This window comes from Actinomyces sp. HPA0247 (genome assembly GCA_000411415.1).
In the GTDB taxonomy this organism is placed as follows: domain Bacteria; phylum Actinomycetota; class Actinomycetes; order Actinomycetales; family Actinomycetaceae; genus Pauljensenia.
The window spans coordinates 1-18050 of sequence record KE150451.1; the positions used below are offsets into that span (position 1 = coordinate 1).

General features: G+C 60.8%; 10 protein-coding genes and 3 rRNA genes. 2 read left to right on the forward strand and 11 right to left on the reverse strand.

What is annotated here, in order from left to right; all coding sequences use genetic code 11:
• Positions 1 to 3: 3 nt before the first annotated feature.
• The 11 genes from rrf to pheS all read right to left on the reverse strand — a co-directional run bounded on the left by rrf (position 4) and on the right by pheS (position 16064).
• Positions 4 to 121: ribosomal RNA gene (gene rrf / locus HMPREF1478_RS05145) — 5S ribosomal RNA — on the reverse strand.
• A gap of 126 nt (positions 122 to 247) precedes the next feature.
• Positions 248 to 3374, reverse strand: a 23S ribosomal RNA gene (locus HMPREF1478_RS05150).
• A 324-nt stretch (positions 3375 to 3698) separates the two neighbouring features.
• A 16S ribosomal RNA gene (locus HMPREF1478_RS05155) occupies positions 3699 to 5238 on the reverse strand.
• The 16S, 23S and 5S rRNA genes sit together here, the layout of an rRNA operon.
• Before the next feature lie 357 nt (positions 5239 to 5595).
• Positions 5596 to 6858, reverse strand: a complete 1263-nt coding sequence (gene tyrS / locus HMPREF1478_RS05160) for a tyrosine--tRNA ligase (RefSeq protein ID WP_016461026.1) — start codon at positions 6856 to 6858, stop codon at positions 5596 to 5598.
• A 77-nt stretch (positions 6859 to 6935) separates the two neighbouring features.
• Positions 6936 to 8363 (reverse strand): argininosuccinate lyase, encoded by a 1428-nt coding sequence (gene argH / locus HMPREF1478_RS05165; RefSeq protein WP_016461027.1) that lies wholly within the window; start codon positions 8361 to 8363, stop codon positions 6936 to 6938.
• 43 nt (positions 8364 to 8406) lie between these two features.
• Positions 8407 to 9762 (reverse strand): O-antigen ligase family protein, encoded by a 1356-nt coding sequence (locus HMPREF1478_RS05170; RefSeq protein WP_034475225.1) that lies wholly within the window; start codon positions 9760 to 9762, stop codon positions 8407 to 8409.
• Positions 9763 to 9861: 99 nt separating this feature from the next.
• The gene (locus tag HMPREF1478_RS05175) at positions 9862 to 11082 is read right to left on the reverse strand and encodes an argininosuccinate synthase (protein ID WP_016461029.1); all 1221 of its coding nucleotides are present in this window, start codon (positions 11080 to 11082) and stop codon (positions 9862 to 9864) included.
• Between the two features lie 61 nt (positions 11083 to 11143).
• Positions 11144 to 11665: an arginine repressor gene (argR, locus tag HMPREF1478_RS05180; RefSeq protein WP_016461030.1), complete on the reverse strand. Its 522-nt coding sequence runs from the start codon at positions 11663 to 11665 to the stop codon at positions 11144 to 11146.
• A gap of 73 nt (positions 11666 to 11738) precedes the next feature.
• Complete coding sequence (locus HMPREF1478_RS05185) at positions 11739 to 12227, reverse strand: flavodoxin domain-containing protein (protein WP_016461031.1); 489 nt, start codon at positions 12225 to 12227, stop codon at positions 11739 to 11741.
• A 101-nt stretch (positions 12228 to 12328) separates the two neighbouring features.
• Positions 12329 to 14977: a phenylalanine--tRNA ligase subunit beta gene (gene pheT / locus HMPREF1478_RS05190; protein ID WP_016461032.1), complete on the reverse strand. Its 2649-nt coding sequence runs from the start codon at positions 14975 to 14977 to the stop codon at positions 12329 to 12331.
• A 1-nt stretch (position 14978) separates the two neighbouring features.
• On the reverse strand, positions 14979 to 16064 hold the full coding sequence (gene pheS / locus HMPREF1478_RS05195) for a phenylalanine--tRNA ligase subunit alpha (RefSeq protein ID WP_016461033.1): 1086 nt from the start codon (positions 16062 to 16064) through the stop codon (positions 14979 to 14981).
• A gap of 170 nt (positions 16065 to 16234) precedes the next feature.
• Between pheS and panB the strand changes: the two genes are divergently transcribed.
• Both panB and map read left to right on the forward strand, forming a co-directional pair.
• Positions 16235 to 17095 carry a 3-methyl-2-oxobutanoate hydroxymethyltransferase gene (panB, locus tag HMPREF1478_RS05200; RefSeq protein ID WP_016461034.1) on the forward strand — a complete coding sequence of 287 codons (861 nt, stop codon included), beginning with the start codon at positions 16235 to 16237 and terminating at the stop codon, positions 17093 to 17095.
• A 28-nt stretch (positions 17096 to 17123) separates the two neighbouring features.
• Positions 17124 to 18008: a type I methionyl aminopeptidase gene (map, locus tag HMPREF1478_RS05205; protein ID WP_016461035.1), complete on the forward strand. Its 885-nt coding sequence runs from the start codon at positions 17124 to 17126 to the stop codon at positions 18006 to 18008.
• The last annotated feature ends 42 nt before the right edge of the window (positions 18009 to 18050 follow it).

Sequence of the window (18050 nt, forward strand, 5' to 3'; positions counted from 1 at the left end):
GTGTTGTGGCGGTGTCCTACTCTCCCACAACCTGGCGGTTGCAGTACCATTGGCGCTGCCGGGCTTAGCTTCCAGGTTCGGAATGGAGGCTGGGCGTTTCCCCGGTGCTATGACCACCACAAGAATTGGTGTTCAACACTCCCCTCACCGTGTTTGGTGGGGTGTGGGTTGATCGTGGTTTGTATAGTGGTTGCGGCTGTTTCGTTGCCTGGTTTTTGTTCACCCCAACGTTGTTTGTGTGTTGGGTGTTGTTTAGTGTTGGCCCATTAGTACCAGTCGGCTCACGAGCACCTCGCGGTGCTTCCACCTCTGGCCTATCAACCCGCTAGTCTGGCGGGGGCCTCTCACCCCACAGTGGGGGCGTGGAAACCTCATCTTGAAGCAGGCTTCCCGCTTAGATGCTTTCAGCGGTTATCCCTTCCGAACGTAGCCAACCAGCCATGCACCTGGCGGTACAACTGGCACACCAGAGGTTCGTCCATCCCGGTCCTCTCGTACTAGGGACGGCCCTTCTCAAGTTTCCTGCGCGCACAGAGGATAGGGACCGAACTGTCTCACGACGTTCTGAACCCAGCTCGCGTACCGCTTTAATGGGCGAACAGCCCAACCCTTGGGACCAACTCCAGCCCCAGGATGCGACGAGCCGACATCGAGGTGCCAAACCATGCCGTCGATATGGACTCTTGGGCAAGATCAGCCTGTTATCCCCGGGGTACCTTTTATCCGTTGAGCGACCACGCACCCACGTGCCATGGCCGGATCACTAGTTCCTGCTTTCGCACCTGCTCGACCCGTCGGTCTCACAGTCAAGCTCCCTTGTACACTTGCACTCGCCACCTGATTACCAACCAGGCTGAGGGAACCTTTGAGCGCCTCCGTTACATTTTAGGAGGCAACCGCCCCAGTTAAACTACCCACCAGGCACTGTCCCCAACCCGGATCACGGGTCTAGGTTGAGGTGACCGCTTGAACCAGAATGGTATTTCAACGACGACTCCACCACCGCTGGCGCGGCAGCTTCACAGTCTCCCACCTATCCTACACAAGTCCAAGCGAACACCAATACCAAGCTATAGTAAAGGTCCCGGGGTCTTTCCGTCCTTCTGCGCGAAACGAGCATCTTTACTCGTACTGCAATTTCACCGAGTTCGCGGTTGAGACAGCGGAGAAGTCGTTACGCCATTCGTGCAGGTCGGAACTTACCCGACAAGGAATTTCGCTACCTTAGGATGGTTATAGTTACCACCGCCGTTTACTGGGGCTTAAATTCACCGCTTCACACCCACAAGGAGTGTTGACGGTTCCTCTTAACCTTCCAGCACCGGGCAGGCGTCAGTGCGTATACATCGCCTTACGGCTTCGCACGCACCTGTGTTTTTGATAAACAGTCGCTTCTCCCTATTCTCTGCGACCCCACAACCCCACACCGCGCGCAAGGCACGGGGAAGTCACGGGGTCCTCCTTATCCCGAAGTTACGGAGGAATTTTGCCGAGTTCCTTAACCACGATTCACTCGAACGCCTCGGTATACTCTACCTGACCACCTGAGTCGGTTTAGGGTACGGGCGCGTTATGCCCTCACGTCGAGGCTTTTCTCGGCAGCATAGGATCACCACAAGTCCACACACGCGTGTGTCCCTCATCAGTTCTCACCCTCCATGCCCCCCGGATTTACCTGGGCGGCGGGCCACAACCTTAAATACGCACAACCATCGGCGCACTGCAGCTACCTGTCTGCGTCACCCCTGTTAACACGCTTGCCTACAATCACCGGGGCCCCAAGACCCACACACACCAACAAACCCGAAGGCTTAGTGGCGGCGTGAGCAAATTGGTTAGCACAATGACTTCAGCATGGGCGGTCATAACGCGGTACCAGAATATCAACTGGTTGTCCATCGACTACGCCTGTCGGCCTCGCCTTAGGACCCGACTAACCCAGGGCGGATAAACCTAGCCCTGGAACCCTTAGTCAATCGGCGCTGCGGATTCTCACCGCAGATTCGTTACTCATGCCTGCATTCTCACTCCCACACAATCCACCAGAAGTTCCCTCCAGGCTTCACCTCGTGCAGGACGCTCCCCTACCCAACAACACACCAGCACTCCAGTTCCTGGCGCCAGCATTGCGTGTTGTTGCCACAGCTTCGGCGGTACGCTTGAGCCCCGCTACATTGTCGGCGCAGAACCACTTGACCAGTGAGCTATTACGCACTCTTTCAAGGATGGCTGCTTCTAAGCCAACCTCCTGGTTGTCACCGCGACTCCACATCCTTTCCCACTTAGCGTACGCTTAGGGGCCTTAGCTGATGATCTGGGCTGTTTCCCTCTCGACTACGAAGCTTATCCCCCGCAGTCTCACTGCCGCGCTACACCTAATGGCATTCGGAGTTTGGCTGACGTCAGTAACCCATAGGGCCCATCGGCCATCCAGTAGCTCTACCTCCACCAGGGACCACGCGACGCTGCACCTAAATGCATTTCGGGGAGAACCAGCTATCACGGAGTTTGATTGGCCTTTCACCCCTACCCACAGTTCATCCCCCAGGTTTTCAACCCTGGTGGGTTCGGTCCTCCACACAGTCTTACCTCTGCTTCAACCTGACCATGGGTAGATCACCCCGCTTCGGGTCTAGAACACGCGACAAACGCCATCTTTCAGACTCGCTTTCGCTACGCATACCCCACACGGGTTAAGCACGCCACGTATCACTAACTCGCAGGCTCATTCTTCAAAAGGCACGCCATCACCCCACAAGGCTCTGACGGCTTACAGGCACACGGTTTCAGGTACTATTTCACTCCCCTCCCGGGGTACTTTTCACCATTCCCTCACGGTACTATGCACTATCGGTCATCAAGTAGTATTTAGGCTTACCAAGTGGTCTTGGCAGATTCACACGAGATTTCACGAGTCCCGCGCTACTCGGGTACCACACCCACACGCCCTGCCACCGGTCCGCTTACACGACTCTCACGCTCTACGGTCAGCCATCCCAGACTGTTCAACTCCCAGCAACAACACGCGCGACCCCCCGGCAGAAGGATCCGATGTGGCCCCACAACACCAAACACGCAACGGCCGCCGCCTCTCACACGCATCTGGTTTAGCCTCCTCCGCTTTCGCTCGCCACTACTCACGGAATATCTTTTCCTGCGGGTACTGAGATGTTTCACTTCCCCGCGTTCCCCCCACCACCCTATACACGTTCAGATGATGGTAACCCAGCACAACCCAGGTTAGGTTCCCCCATTCGGACACCCTCGGATAATAACGCTCGCTCGCCAGCTCCCCGAGGCATATCGCAGGCCGCAACGTCCTTCATCAGCTCTTGATGCCAAGGCATCCACCGAATGCCCAATAAAACTAAACAAAACACAAAAAACAGTACAGAACAAATATGCTCGCAACCACTATACAAATCACAAACAACCCACCACACACACCCAGACACCCAAACCACAAACGATCCAGGCCGGGCATGCAGGCAACCACCACAACAAGCGGCGGACGCTCACACGGTGTTGAACGTGAACCCGACAGTGTGCTCATCTGCTAAAAACTTTATATGCCCAACCCACGAAACGCACCCACACCCACCACCCACATCAGGTGGCGTACACATGCAGGCACAAGAAAACAACCACACACCCACAACAGGCGCAATGATCGTCCCCCACAAAACTGGGCTCCCTAGAAAGGAGGTGATCCAGCCGCACCTTCCGGTACGGCTACCTTGTTACGACTTCGTCCCAATCGCCAATCCCACCTTCGACCACTCCCCCCGCAAAAACGGTTAGGCCATGGGCTTCGGGTGTTACCAACTTTCGTGACGTGACGGGCGGTGTGTACAAGGCCCGAGAACGTATTCACCGCAGCGTTGCTGATCTGCGATTACTAGCGACTCCACCTTCATGGGGTCGAGTTGCAGACCCCAATCCGAACTGAGACTGGCTTTAAGGGATTCGCTCCACCTCACAGTATCGCAACCCTCTGTACCAACCATTGTAGCATGCGTGAAGCCCAAGACATAAGGGGCATGATGATTTGACGTCATCCCCACCTTCCTCCGAGTTAACCCCGGCAGTCCCCCACGAGTCCCCACCATCACGTGCTGGCAACATAGGGCAAGGGTTGCGCTCGTTGCGGGACTTAACCCAACATCTCACGACACGAGCTGACGACAACCATGCACCACCTGCACACGACCAACTAAATGCCACCACATCTCTGCAGTGTCGCCGTGCATGTCAAGCCTTGGTAAGGTTCTTCGCGTTGCATCGAATTAATCCGCATGCTCCGCCGCTTGTGCGGGCCCCCGTCAATTCCTTTGAGTTTTAGCCTTGCGGCCGTACTCCCCAGGCGGGGCACTTAAAGCGTTAGCTACGGCGCAGAAACCACGGGTGGCCCCCACACCTAGTGCCCAACGTTTACAGCGTGGACTACCAGGGTATCTAATCCTGTTCGCTCCCCACGCTTTCGCTCCTCAGCGTCAGTAACGGCCCAGAGACCCGCCTTCGCCACCGGTGTTCTTCCTGATATCTGCGCATTCCACCGCTACACCAGGAGTTCCAGTCTCCCCTACCGCACTCAAGTCAGCCCGTACCCACCGCACGCCCCCAGTTAAGCCAGAGGATTTCACGGCAGACGCGACCAACCGCCTACAAGCCCTTTACGCCCAATAATTCCGGACAACGCTCGCGCCCTACGTATTACCGCGGCTGCTGGCACGTAGTTAGCCGGCGCTTCTTTACCCACTACCCTCACCACAACCCAAAGCTGCGGCTTGACCATGAGCGAAAGAGGTTTACAACCCGAAGGCCGTCATCCCTCACGCGGCGTCGCTGCATCAGGCTTTCGCCCATTGTGCAATATTCCCCACTGCTGCCTCCCGTAGGAGTCTGGGCCGTATCTCAGTCCCAATGTGACCGGTCACCCTCTCAGGCCGGCTACCCGTCAAAGCCTTGGTAGGCCATCACCCCACCAACAAGCTGATAGGCCGCGAGCCCATCCCCCACCAGAAAAAACCTTTCCACCAACCCCCATGCGAAGATCAGTGAATATCCAGTATTAGCACCCGTTTCCGGGCGTTATCCCAAAGAAGGGGGCAGGTTACTCACGTGTTACTCACCCGTTCGCCACTCATCCACCCAGCAAGCTGGGCTTCAGCGTTCGACTTGCATGTGTTAAGCACGCCGCCAGCGTTCGTCCTGAGCCAGGATCAAACTCTCCGAACAAAAACAAAAACGTTAAAGCCCAGAAAAACCAACCAACCAAACAAGGCCAGCCAGCAATCCCAACCAAAAACACTCAAAAACAAAAAACAGGCATAAAAAACAAACAAACACACTATCGAGTTCACAAACAACACCCACACACCCCAACAACCAAGCCACAAAACCCAGCCACCAAAGCAGTGAACCACCACCACAAACCCACTCACAAGCTCGCGGCGACAGGTGAATAATCTACTCACCCCCACACCCAAAGTCAAACCAAAACACCGTGACCCCCAACACACACCCCACAAACCCAACAAACACAACGAAAAGAGGGCGCCCGATTCTCATCGGGCGCCCTCTTCTACGGAAGTGTTAGCTCAGTTCGAGCACGGCGAGATTCTTGCGGCCCTTGCGAATGAGAGCCAGTCCACCCGCGAGCACGTCCTCCTCACGCAGAACGGCCTCGGGATCCTCCACCTTCACATTGTTGATGGAGGCACCACCGGAGGAGATCGTGCGACGGGCAGCTGTCTTGCCCTTCTCGAAGCCGAGAGCAACGAGAGCATCGGCCACGGTGGATTCACCGATTGTCACCGACGCGCGCGGCAGGTCGGCAGTCGCAGCTGCCAGGGTAGCCTCGTCCAGATCCCGGATGTCACCGCCACCCCAGAGGGCATCGGTCGCCGCCAGAACGCGCTGAAGCTGCTCACTGCCGTGCACAAGCTCGGTGACGGACGCAGCTAGGGCCTTCTGGGCGGCACGCTGGTGGGGACGCTCAGCAACCTCAACGGCCAGCGCCTCGATCTCCTCACGCGACTTAAACGTGAAGATCTTCAGGAAGCGCACGACATCATCGTCCGCGACCTGGAGCCAGAACTGGTAGAAGGCGTACGGGGTCATCATCTCCGGGTCGAGCCAGATGGCGCCACCCTCGGACTTACCGAACTTCGTGCCGTCCGCCTTCGTGATGATCGGGGTCGTCATGACGTGGGTGTCAACGCCCTCAACCTTACGGATCAGGTCGACACCGCCGACCATGTTGCCCCACTGGTCGTTTCCGCCGGTCTCAAGCGTGCACCCGTGGCGACGGTAGAGCTCAAGGAAGTCGTTGGCCTGGAGTACCTGGTAGGAGAACTCCGTGTAGGAGATGCCCTCATCCGATGCGATGCGACGCGCGACGATGTCCTTGTTGAGCATCGTGCCCACACGGAAGTACTTACCAATGGTGCGCAGCAGATCGATGGCGCTCATCTCCTGGGTCCAGTCCAGGTTGTTCACCATCGTCGCAGCTGCAGGTCCCTCGAAATCAAGGAAGCGAGAGATCTGCGAACGCAGGCGGTCCGCCCATCCCTTGACGACCTCGGTCGACTGGAGCTGGCGTTCGCCGCTCTGGCGCGGGTCGCCGATCTGCCCAGTCGCACCGCCCACGAGTGCGAGCGGCCGATGGCCAGCGAGCTGCAGGTGGCGCATGACGATCAGCTGCACGAGGTGGCCGTGATGAAGGGAAGGGGCAGTCGGGTCATAGCCGCAATAGAAGGTGACAGGTCCGGCGGCCAGGTGCTCACGAAGCGCCTCGAGGTCGGTGTGCTGAGCGAGCAGCCCACGCCACTGCAGTTCGTCCAGGATATCTGTCACGAAAGTTGTCCTTCCTTGCGGATTCGACGGATGAATGATGAATACCGTCTTAGTGTATCGGCTTGCGAGTAGGGGTGTTAACGAAGCGCCGAGGCCGCCCACGTGCGCGCCCCAGCGAGGCCAGCCTCGGCCTCGGCGATCTGCTCGCGTACCCGCTCGGGGGCGGTACCACCGCGGCCCAGGCGCGCACCCACGGAACCTTCGACGGTGAGCACGGAGCGCACCTCGGGGGTCAGCGAGGACGAGGCCTGGGCGAGCTCCTCGTCGGTCAGGTCGGCAAGCTCCACTCCCCTGGCCTCGGCCAGCCGCACGCACGCACCGGAAATCTCGTGCGCATCGCGGAAGGGCACCCCCTGCTTGACGAGCCACTCTGCGATGTCGGTAGCAAGCGAGAAGCCCTGGGGAGCTAGCTCCTCGAGGCGCTCCAGATGAATGGTCATCGTATCGATCATGCCGGCGACGGCAGGACAGAGAACGTCGAGAGTGTCGATCTGATCGAACACCGGCTCCTTGTCCTCCTGGAGATCACGATCGTACGCGAGCGGAATACCCTTCAGGACCGCGAGCAAGCCAGTCAGATCACCGATGAGCCGACCAGCCTTACCGCGAGCAAGCTCCGCAACGTCGGGGTTCTTCTTCTGGGGCATGATCGACGAACCCGTGGAGTACGAGTCGTCCAGCGTCACGTAGCCGAACTCCTTCGTATTCCAGATGACGATCTCCTCGCACAGACGCGAAATGTCGATACCGATCTGTGCGCACACGAAGGAAAACTCGGCAACAACATCACGCGAGGCAGTACCGTCGATCGAGTTTTCAACGGAATCGGCAAAGCCCAGAGCGGCAGCAATCCGGCGGGGATCCATTCCGAGCGTGTTACCGGCCAGGGCACCGGATCCATACGGAGAGATCGCCGCACGCTTGTCCCAGTCACGCAGACGCGCAACGTCACGCAGGAGCGGCCACACGTGCGCCATCAGATGGTGCGCGACGAGAACCGGCTGCGCATGCTGCATGTGGGTGCGCCCCGGCATGACAGCGTCTCCGGCGCGCACCGCCTGGCTGAGCAGTGCCTGCGCGATGTCCAGGACGCGACCCGCCAGGTGACGGGCCTCCTCGCGCAGGTACACGCGAATCAGCGTTGCAATCTGGTCGTTACGGGAGCGGCCAGCTCGCAGCTTGCCTCCCAGCGTGGCCCCAGCGCGCTCCATCAAGCCACGCTCCAGCGCCGTATGCACATCCTCGTCGTCAACTGATGGCACGAAGGCACCCGAAGCGACATCGGCATCAAGGCGGGCGAGAGCGTCATGCATATCCGCGCATTCCTGGTCAGTCAGCAGCCCAACACGATGCAGCTCGTCAGCATGCGCATGCGAACCGGCGATATCGACGTGCGCCAGACGGAAGTCGAAATGCGTCGACACGCTCAACGCAGCAAGCGCCTGCGAAGGGCCTCCGGAAAAACGGCCACCCCACAGGGAGACGTGTGTTTCGGACTGCGACATGAGGTTCCTCCTGGGTCGGTAACGACGACGCTTTCTCTATCGTTTAAGAATATTCGAGATGCTGGCGAGCTGCCGAAGGCCACACGACAGGGACCTCACCACGCACCTTCACCCACGTCGCGATGATGACGAAAAGCATCCAATTGCCTTCGAAGAGCAGACGAGACTCCGTGAAAGACTGGATAAACATCGCGATCATAATGACAGCGGGAATGACGTCCCACAGGTTGTCGTCGATATGAGCAACCGCTACTTTCACGACGCGGTACAGCGTCCAGACAATCGCAACGGTGATCATGGTGGCGCCGACAAAACCCGTCGTCAGAGCAGCCTCAACATAGACGTTGTGCGCCTGATTAGTCGGAGTGCCATCAGGACGGATAACGAGGGAGGCAAACGGCTCCATCTGCGTGGGCCACCCAATGAACCAACCCCAGCCACCGATCGGACGCTGCGCAACCAGTGGAGCGACGGCATGCCAGATGACGGAGCGCCCACTCATGTCGGGACTACGACCGAAAGCATCGGCGATCATATGACGACAGAAGAATGCTGCGATCGCAGTGATAACACCACAGCCAGCGAAACCGCCGACGACTCGGAGACGAAGGTGCTCCGGAACGCGACGCTGGACAACAAGACCCGCGATCACAAGCAGGCATCCAACCGTGGAGAGAGCAACCGTCGCAGACTGCGTCAGCAACAGGACACCACCGCATGCGCCGAGCCACAGACATGTCGCAAGGCGTGATCGCTTCGTCTGCATATAGCGCAGAATCAGGCACACCGCCAGCAGCAACGCGACAAACGCGAGGGGATTCCTATTACCGGGAAAACCCTGGATCGGCCCTCCCTTGAGGAGCATGCCATCGATCCAGTAGTAAGAGGCAGGGAGGAGTCCTCTCCCCCACATGATAGGAGGAGCGAGCGGACCATTCCCGAAGAAAGCAACCAGCGCCTCGAGAATGAAAGAAGAGCCGATGATCCACTGGAATGCCAGAATCAACGCACCAACGAGCTCCGTGAGCGGCAACGCAACAGCCACAGCAATCGAGACGAGGGTCAGCGACACGGACAGGACGGCGTATTGGGCACTCTGAAACGGCGCCACCGACCATAAGCACGAGAGGGCACACCACGCAACGAACAGACATGTCGTCGTCGGGAAGCGACGGAGCAACAGTGAGCGGCCCGAGATACGGAAGAGCACAACGAAGGAAACAAGCAGAATCAGCATCGGCATGAGCGAACCAATATCGCCGAAGATGCCACGAATTCCCTTACCGGCAAAGCCGGCGAAAAACATTGCAGCAACCGTGTAGCGCATCATGCGCGTGCGCAGGGCATCATCTCCGTCGCTCCCCACGGCATCGCTCACAGTGCTCGCCTCATACGTCATACACGAAACACTAAGCGAGGCGGGAGCAGCCTTCTCGCCGCTCCCGCCTCTTGAAACCCAACTGAGACATTCTCTGTGAGAACGCCCTCAACCAAGTGCTCAGTAACCCATGTTCACGCCAAAGCGCACGTCGCGAGCCGCAGCGAGCTTAGACTGAAGGCCGTAGATATCAATGAAACCGCGCGAGGAGGACTGATCGAAGGTATCGCCGGTCTCGTAGGTCGCCAGGTTGAAATCGTAGAGAGAGGACTCGGAACGGCGTCCATTCACGGTCGCGCGACCACCGTGGAGCACCATGCGGATATCACCAGAGACGTACTGCTGCGTGTGCTCAATAAACGCGTCCATCGACTTCTTCAGCGGCGAGTACCACTGTGCCTCATACACGAGCTCACCCCAGGTCTGCTCCAGCTGACGCTTGTAGCGACGCTGCATCCGCTCCAGCGTGACCGCCTCCAGCGCCTGGTGCGCCTCGATGAGCGCGACGGCACCGGGAGCCTCGTAAATCTCACGGGACTTGATACCGACCAGACGATCCTCGACCATGTCGATACGGCCGATACCCTGAGCGCCAGCGCGGCGGTTCATCTCCTGGATGGCCTCGAGCGGCGTGACCGGTCGGCCGTCAATGGCGACAGGAATCCCCTTGTCGAACGTAATGACGACCTCGTCGGGCAGCGGCGGGTAGGTCGGATCATCAGTGTAGTTGTAGACGTCCTTCGTCGGCGCATTCCACAGGTCTTCCAGGAAGCCCGTTTCGATGGCACGACCCCACACGTTCTGATCGATAGAGAACGGGTTGTGCTTCGTCGTCTCAATCGGCAGATTGTGCTTCTCGGCGTACTCAATCGCGACGTCACGCGTGAGCGCGAGGTCACGCACCGGGGAAATGCAGTCCATGTCGGGCGCCATCGAGGTAATCGAGACCTCGAAGCGGACCTGGTCGTTGCCCTTACCCGTGCAGCCGTGAGCGACCGTCGTCGCGCCAAATTCGCGCGCGGCCTTCACCAAGTGCTTGGTGATAACGGGACGCGACAGCGCCGACACGAGGGGGTACTTGCCTTCGTAGAGCGCGTTTGCCTTCAAAGCGGGCATGCAGTATTCGGTAGCAAACTCATCGCGCGCATCCGCAACGTACGCTTCGACGGCTCCACAATCGAGTGCTCGCTGGCGAATGACCTCCAGGTCCTCACCGCCCTGGCCGACATCAACGGCAACAGCGACGACCTCTCGGCCTGTCTGTTCCCCGATCCATCCGATAGCGACAGAGGTGTCCAGGCCACCTGAATACGCCAGGACGACGCGATCATTGCTCGACATGTGGGTTCCTTCCAATTGGTGGATTCGTTGCGCCAAACCGCTCGACGGTACGAGGCAGGGGCTAATTTTCGGGGAGTGCGCCAGGTTCTGCGAGGGCCAGCAGTGAGCGTTCCACCTCAGCGGCTCCTTCTTCGCTGCGGCAGATGACGAGGATCGTATCGTCGCCGGCGATCGTTCCTGCGATCTCATCACGCCTGACAGCATCGATAGATGAGGCGAGCAGATTGGCCGCTCCGACCTGCGTCCGCAGGACCAGCTGGTTCCCCACCTTCACGGAGGTGACAAGGAGAAGCTGACACCAGCGCGCGAGGCGAACGTTGGCCGCTTCAGCGTCGTGCGTCAGACCACCATCGTGATCGGGCACCGTGTAGATGAGAGCGCCTGAAGCGTCACGAATCTTCGTCGCACGCAGGTCCATCAGGTCGCGGGACAGGGTCGTCTGGGTGACGTCAATCCCGCGCTCCGCCAAGCGGGCGCGCAGGCCCTCCTGGCTGCCGATGGACTCGGCGGCCAGAAGATCTCGGATCATCTCGTGCCGTGCACTCTTCGTGCTCGGAAACGCAGGTGTTGCACTCATATGCATGATTATACACCTTCATGCATATAAATAAGCAAGCGGGTGAGGGAAGTCCCTCACCCGCTTGCCGTCAAAACTCTCAGGCACGCAGCTGGGCGGCAATCTCATCGGCCCACGCTTCGATAGCGTCCCAATCGCGGAAATCACCCTCGACGACACCAGCCAGGCGCGCGATCGAACGTTCACGCAGCGACAGCAGCGCCGGCTTGTAGCGACCAGGGAACGTACGCAGCTCACGACAATTGACGTGAGTGAGCAGCGGCCCAACACGGTTAGCGTCCTGCTCAGAATGCTTGGGCACGCCGTTCATACCGACGGAGAAAGCCCAGACCTGCTTGTCACGCAGTTGATCCTGAAAGCGCTCCATAAATTCGTGTGCCTCGGGCATCCATTGAAGGATGTAGACGGCAGAGCCGACGACCACCGCATCGTAAGGATCGACCGTGGTCACATCAGCGGGTGCAAGACGATCAACGGTAAAATCCGCCGCCTCCAAACGCTTCGCAATGGCGTCGGCGACTTCGTCCGTCGCCCCGTGCTTTGATGCTGCAGTAACAAGGATGTGCATGTACCCATGGTAAAGCGAAGACCGGTCGAATCGGTGGGCACAACGCCCCAAATGAGTGGGGTGCCACACCACCGAATCGACCGGTCGAGCGCCAGAGTTGACTAGGCGCGCAGGGACGCGCCCAATACCTTGGCAGCCTTCGCGACGACCTGCTCACGAACCTTCGACGATTCCTTCGCGGTCAGCGTGTGATCGGCTGCGCGCAGACGCAGCGCAAACGCGAGCGAACGATAGCCCTCGGGGACCTGGTCGCCTTCGTAGATATCGAAGAGCGTCACGGACTCTGCAAGCTGACCGGCGCCCTGGCGCACGATCTGCTCGACGCGTGAGGCGGGGATATCCGACGGCACGACGAGAGCGATGTCTTCCTTGGCGAGCGGGAAGGTCGAGACGCCCTTGACCTGGATAGGCTGATCACTCATCTGGGAGATGAGAGAGTCCATATCGATCTCAAAGGCGCACGAACGCGCGGGAAGGCCGAACGCTCGGCACGCGGCAGGCGACAGTTCGCCCGCAAGAGCGACGTCTACGAGGTCGCGGCCCGCACGCACGAAGACGCGCGCAACACGTCCGGGGTGGAACGGGGCAACCGCGGCCGGATCCGTTGCCGGAGCGGGCATCGGAGCACCCTTGTGCGCGGGCACCCGGTCCATCCAGGCGCGGGTGACCTCGACGCGTACGCCGAGAGCGGAGGCCACACGACGCACGTACTCCAGGGCGTCCGCCCAATCAAAGGCACGGGCGTTCGCCAGGACGCCAGCCGGAACGGCCGAACCCGTCAAGACGCCACCGATGTGCCACGGCTGAGCCGGAATACCCGCCTCGAGCGCCGCGAGCACCTCGTCGGAGGGACGCTCATCGGCACTGGGTAGGTCAGCCGGAACGGTGCCGGCGGGACGAGCAACCTTGGCGACTTCGAAGATCGCGACGTCCGCATTGGAGCGCGATACGTTGCGACCGGCGACATCGAGGAGTGTGTCGAGGACCGTGGTACGCAGCCACGGCGAATCATCCGCCATGGGGTTACGCAGGCGCAGAGCCTCGCGGCGGGGATCATCCTCGGGAATGCCCTGACGATCCCACGTATCGGACACGAACGGGTAGGACTCAACCTCGACCAGTCCCCCATCGGCCAGCGTTGAAGCAGCCAGTCGACGCGCCTTCTGCGCGGTCGTCAGACCGTGGCCAGCGGGTGCCGTCGGCATGATCACGGGGATGTTGTCGTAGCCGTCAAGGCGTGCGACTTCCTCGACGAGGTCGGCCGACAGAGTCAGGTCGGGACGCCACGAAGGGGCGGTCACGGTGAACACGCCGCCTTCCGGTCCCTCAACGACGCAGCCCACCGTGCGCAGCAGCTCGGCGATACGCTCCGGGCTGTGCGCCACACCGGTCAGGCGCTCAACCTCACCGACGGGCAGCGCGATGACAACGGCCTCGCCGCGCTGATCGATATCCGTCACGCCCTCATCGACTGTGCCACCGCCGTACTGGACCAGCAGCTCAACGGCGCGCTGCGCAGCAACTGCGGGCAGCGCCGGATCGGTGCCGCGCTCGAACCGCTTTGCGGCCTCGGAGTGCAGCTTGTGACGACGGGAGCTACGCGCGACAGACACGGCGTCAAAGTGCGCGGCTTCGAACAGGATGTCTGTCGTGTTCTCGCTGACCTCGGAGTAGGCGCCACCCATGACACCTGCGATACCGATAATGCGCGAGCCCTCACCCTCCGGCGAGTCGGTGATCAGCAGATCCTGCGGGTCGAGCTCGCGCTTTTCCTCATCCAGGGTCACCAGCGTTTCACCTGCGCGAGCACGGCGCACGACGATCGGGGCAGCAAGGTCACCGAGGTCGTAGGCGTGCATCGGCTGGCCAAGGTCCAGCATGACGTAGTTCGTGATGTCGACAGCCAAGGACAGCGAGCGCATGCCCGCAGCTTCAAGGCGCTCGACCATCCATCGAGGCGTCGGAGCATTGGGGTTGGTGCCACGAACGATGCGCGCAACGAAGCGATCCACGCCGACGCGTCCACGGATCGGGGCATCATCGGAGAAGACAACCGGGAAGCCATCGGAGTTCGCAGCCGGCGGCTCGCTCGCAATCACGCCAGGCAGGCCGGGATCACGGAACGAGGCACCCGTCGAGTGCGAGTACTCGCGGGCAATGCCGCGCATCGAGAAGCAGTAACCACGGTCCGGAGTCACGTTAATCTCCAGGACCTCTTCACCCAGCCCCAGCCACGACACGATATCCGTGCCGACCTCGGGAATCTCACGGTCCGGGAAATACTTCGGCAGCACGATGATGCCAGAGTGGTCCTCGCCCAGGCCAAGCTCACGAGCGGAGCAAATCATGCCATCCGAGACGTGGCCGTAGGTCTTACGCGCTGCGATCTGGAAATCACCGGGCAGAATCGCGCCGGGAAGGGAGACGACGACGAGGTCGTCGACGTCGAAGTTATGGGCGCCGCAGATAATGCCGCGGCTGGGCAGCTCCGACGGCTCCTTGCCAGTACCGGGGGCGTCATTGTACTGACCGACATCCACGCGGCAGTAGTTGACGACCTTGCCGTTGGAGGCGGTCTCCTCCACGCGGGTCAGGACGCGACCGACGACGAGCGGTCCGGTCACGCGTGCGGGATGAATTTCTTCCTCTTCCAGGCCAACCTTCACAAGGGCGGCAGCGAGGGCGGCGGCGTCCGTCCCTTCGACAACGTCGACGTGATCGGCCAGCCAGCTCAGCGGGACCATAGGCATGTCAGTTACCCCTTCCATTCACTCCGAACTGCTGGGAGAAGCGAACGTCTCCCTCAACGATGTCATGCATGTCGGCAATACCGTGGCGCAGCATCAGCGTGCGCTCGATGCCCATGCCGAACGCGAAGCCCGAATAGACCTCGGGATCAATACCGTTCGCGCGCAGCACGTTCGGGTTGACCATGCCGCAACCACCCCACTCGATCCAACCGGGGCCCCCCTTCTTCTGGGGGAACCACAGGTCCATTTCCGCACTGGGTTCGGTGAACGGGAAGTACGAGGGACGCAGACGCGTCTTCGCCTCGGGACCAAACATCGCCTTCGCGAAGTGGTCGAGAACACCCTTCAGGTGAGCCATAGTCAACCCCTTGTCGACGGCGAGGCCCTCAACCTGGTGGAACACCGGAGTGTGGGTCGCATCGAGTGCATCGGAGCGGAACACCTTACCGGGGCACGCCACGTAGAGCGGAACACCTCGAGACAGCATTGCGTGGGACTGGACCGGGGAGGTGTGCGTGCGCATCACCAGGTGAGCGCCGTCCTCGGTCTCGGCGCCGACGCTACGGCCGTCGATGTAGAGCGTGTCCTGCATCTGGCGCGCGGGGTGATCGATGTCGAAGTTGAGCGAGTCAAAATTGAACCACTCGTGCTCAATCTCCGGGCCTTCGGCGATATCCCAGCCCATCGCCACGAAGAAGTCCGCAACCTCTTCCATGAGGGTCTCCAGGGGGTGACGCGCACCCGCCGTACGACGCGCGGTCGGCAGCGTCACGTCGACCGACTCCTCGACCAGCATGCGGGCCTCGTGCTCGGCAGCAAGGACAGCCTTGCGCTCCTCGAGGGCCTCGGTGAGGGCCTTGCGCGCCTGTCCGAGGTTCTTTCCGGCGAGTCCGCGCTGCGCGGGCTCCAGCTTACCGATCGTACGATTCGCGGTGACGAGCGGGGCCTGATCTCCGAGAATCGCGGCTCGAACAGCCTTCAGGGCGTCCAGCGAATCCGCAGCCGCGATATCAGCAAGGCCTGCCTCGCGAACGGCGTTGACGGCTGCCTCATCAAGAGGATCAAGGTCAGGGGCATTGCCAGCCATGTCCTGCTTCCTTCTTCTTTCCATCTGGGGTCATTACTGCGCGCATCACGCGCACCGCCCACCATCCTACCCGTTCGCCTATCCTCACAGCTCACCGGATCCACGGGCGCGCTACCCTGTAAGACGTGAATGCGCTCTCGCGCCATCTATGAGCTCACTAAAGGAATCCCGTGTCTCACATAACGCAACCGGAGGAAGGCGCCACGGCCTCGTCGCCCACGCCCGCCCTGTTTTCCGCCAAACGCGTGCGGATCCAGCACATCGCGCGCGCCAAAGCCGAGGGCATCCCGCTCACAATGCTCACCGCCTACGATGCGCTCACCGCCCCGATCCTCGAGGCAGCGGGTGTCGATATGCTCCTCGTCGGCGATTCGCTGGGCAACGTGATTCTCGGCCATCGTTCAACGCTACCCGTCACTCTGGAGGACATGGAGCGCGCCACCGCAGCCGTCGCACGTTCGACCTCGCGCGCCATGATTGTCGCAGACCTGCCCTTTGGTACCTATGAGGATTCTCCCGAGCATGCCTTCGCTTCCGCCACGCGCCTGATGAAGGCAGGGGCACATGCCGTCAAGCTCGAGGGCGGTGAAAGCCGCGCACACATCATCGAGGCCCTCGTCACGGCCGGCATCCCCGTCTGCGCACACCTCGGTTACACACCCCAGTCTGAAAACACGCTGGGCGGACCGCGCATGCAAGGGCGTGGAGCTGGCGCCGATGCGCTTCGCCGCGACGCCGAGGCCGTCGAAAAGGCAGGAGCCTTTGCGGTCGTCTTCGAAATGGTGCCGGCGCGAATCGCGACCGAGCTGACCGCCAGCCTCGCCATCCCGACGATCGGCATCGGCGCAGGCCCGAACACGGACGGACAAGTGCTCGTGTGGTCCGACATGGCCGGCTACTCCGACTGGACGCCCTCGTTTGTCCGTCAGTTCGGCCAGCTCGGAGCGGCCCTGCGCGAGGCCGCGTCCGACTACGTGGAAGCCGTGCGCGAGCGCTCTTTCCCCGGCCCCGACAACTACAAGAACGACTGACGCCACCCGTTCGTAGGAGGAACACCCCATGGAAGCATCTGCACTCGCTCGTCGTGCGCCCCTCGGCACGCTGAAGCCTGGCCACGTCTCGCCCATGCGAGCCGTGCCCGAGCACATCGAGCGGCCCGAGTACATGTTCCACGACGGACCCGAGCGGGTCACGGCCTCGGATATCAAGAGCCCCGAGACCATCGCGAAGATCCGCGAGGCCGGTCGCATCGCCGCGGGCGCGATCGAAGCCGTCGGCGCCGCCATCGCACCGGGCGTCACCACGGAGGAGCTCGACCGCATCGGCCACGAATTCTTGATCGCCCACGACGCCTACCCGTCGTGCCTGGGATACATGGGCTTCCCCAAGTCCATCTGCACCTCGATCAACGAGGTCATCTGCCACGGCATCCCCGACGACCGTCCACTCGAGGACGGCGACATCATCAACATCGACATCACCGCCTACAAAGACGGCGTCCACGGCGACACGTGCGCGATGTTCGAAGTCGGTACAGTCGACGAGGAGTCCCACCTGCTGATCGAACGCACGAAGAACGCCATGATGCGTGGCATCAAGGCCGTCGGCCCGGGCCGCGAAATCAACGTGATTGGCCGCGTCATCGAAGCCTACGCGAAGCGCTTCGACTACGGCGTGGTCCGTGACTACACGGGGCACGGCGTCGGCGAAGCCTTCCACTCTGGCCTCATCGTCCCCCACTACGATGCTGCGCCTTCATACAACACCGTCATGGAGCCGGGCATGGTCTTCACCATCGAACCGATGCTGACCCTCGGCACCGTCGAATGGGAGCAGTGGGATGACGACTGGACGATCGTCACCGCTGACCGCTCCCGCACGGCCCAGTTCGAGCACACGATTGTTGTCACCGAGGATGGAGCCGAAATCCTTACCCTTCCCTGACACACGTTGGCCGAGGCCCGCTTCTGACTCTCACAGTCTGAA

Excerpts from the sequence above, each read along its gene's own strand:
- argH (WP_016461027.1), bottom strand. The coding sequence starts at position 8,363 with ATGTCGCAGTCCGAAACACACGTCTCCCTGTGGGGTGGCCGTTTTTCC.
- HMPREF1478_RS05170 (WP_034475225.1), bottom strand. The coding sequence starts at position 9,762 with ATGACGTATGAGGCGAGCACTGTGAGCGATGCCGTGGGGAGCGACGGA.
- HMPREF1478_RS05175 (WP_016461029.1), bottom strand. The coding sequence starts at position 11,082 with ATGTCGAGCAATGATCGCGTCGTCCTGGCGTATTCAGGTGGCCTGGAC.
- argR (WP_016461030.1), bottom strand. The coding sequence starts at position 11,665 with ATGCATATGAGTGCAACACCTGCGTTTCCGAGCACGAAGAGTGCACGG.
- HMPREF1478_RS05185 (WP_016461031.1), bottom strand. The coding sequence starts at position 12,227 with ATGCACATCCTTGTTACTGCAGCATCAAAGCACGGGGCGACGGACGAA.
- pheT (WP_016461032.1), bottom strand. The coding sequence starts at position 14,977 with ATGCCTATGGTCCCGCTGAGCTGGCTGGCCGATCACGTCGACGTTGTC.
- pheS (WP_016461033.1), bottom strand. The coding sequence starts at position 16,064 with ATGGCTGGCAATGCCCCTGACCTTGATCCTCTTGATGAGGCAGCCGTC.
- map (WP_016461035.1), top strand. The coding sequence starts at position 17,124 with ATGGAAGCATCTGCACTCGCTCGTCGTGCGCCCCTCGGCACGCTGAAG.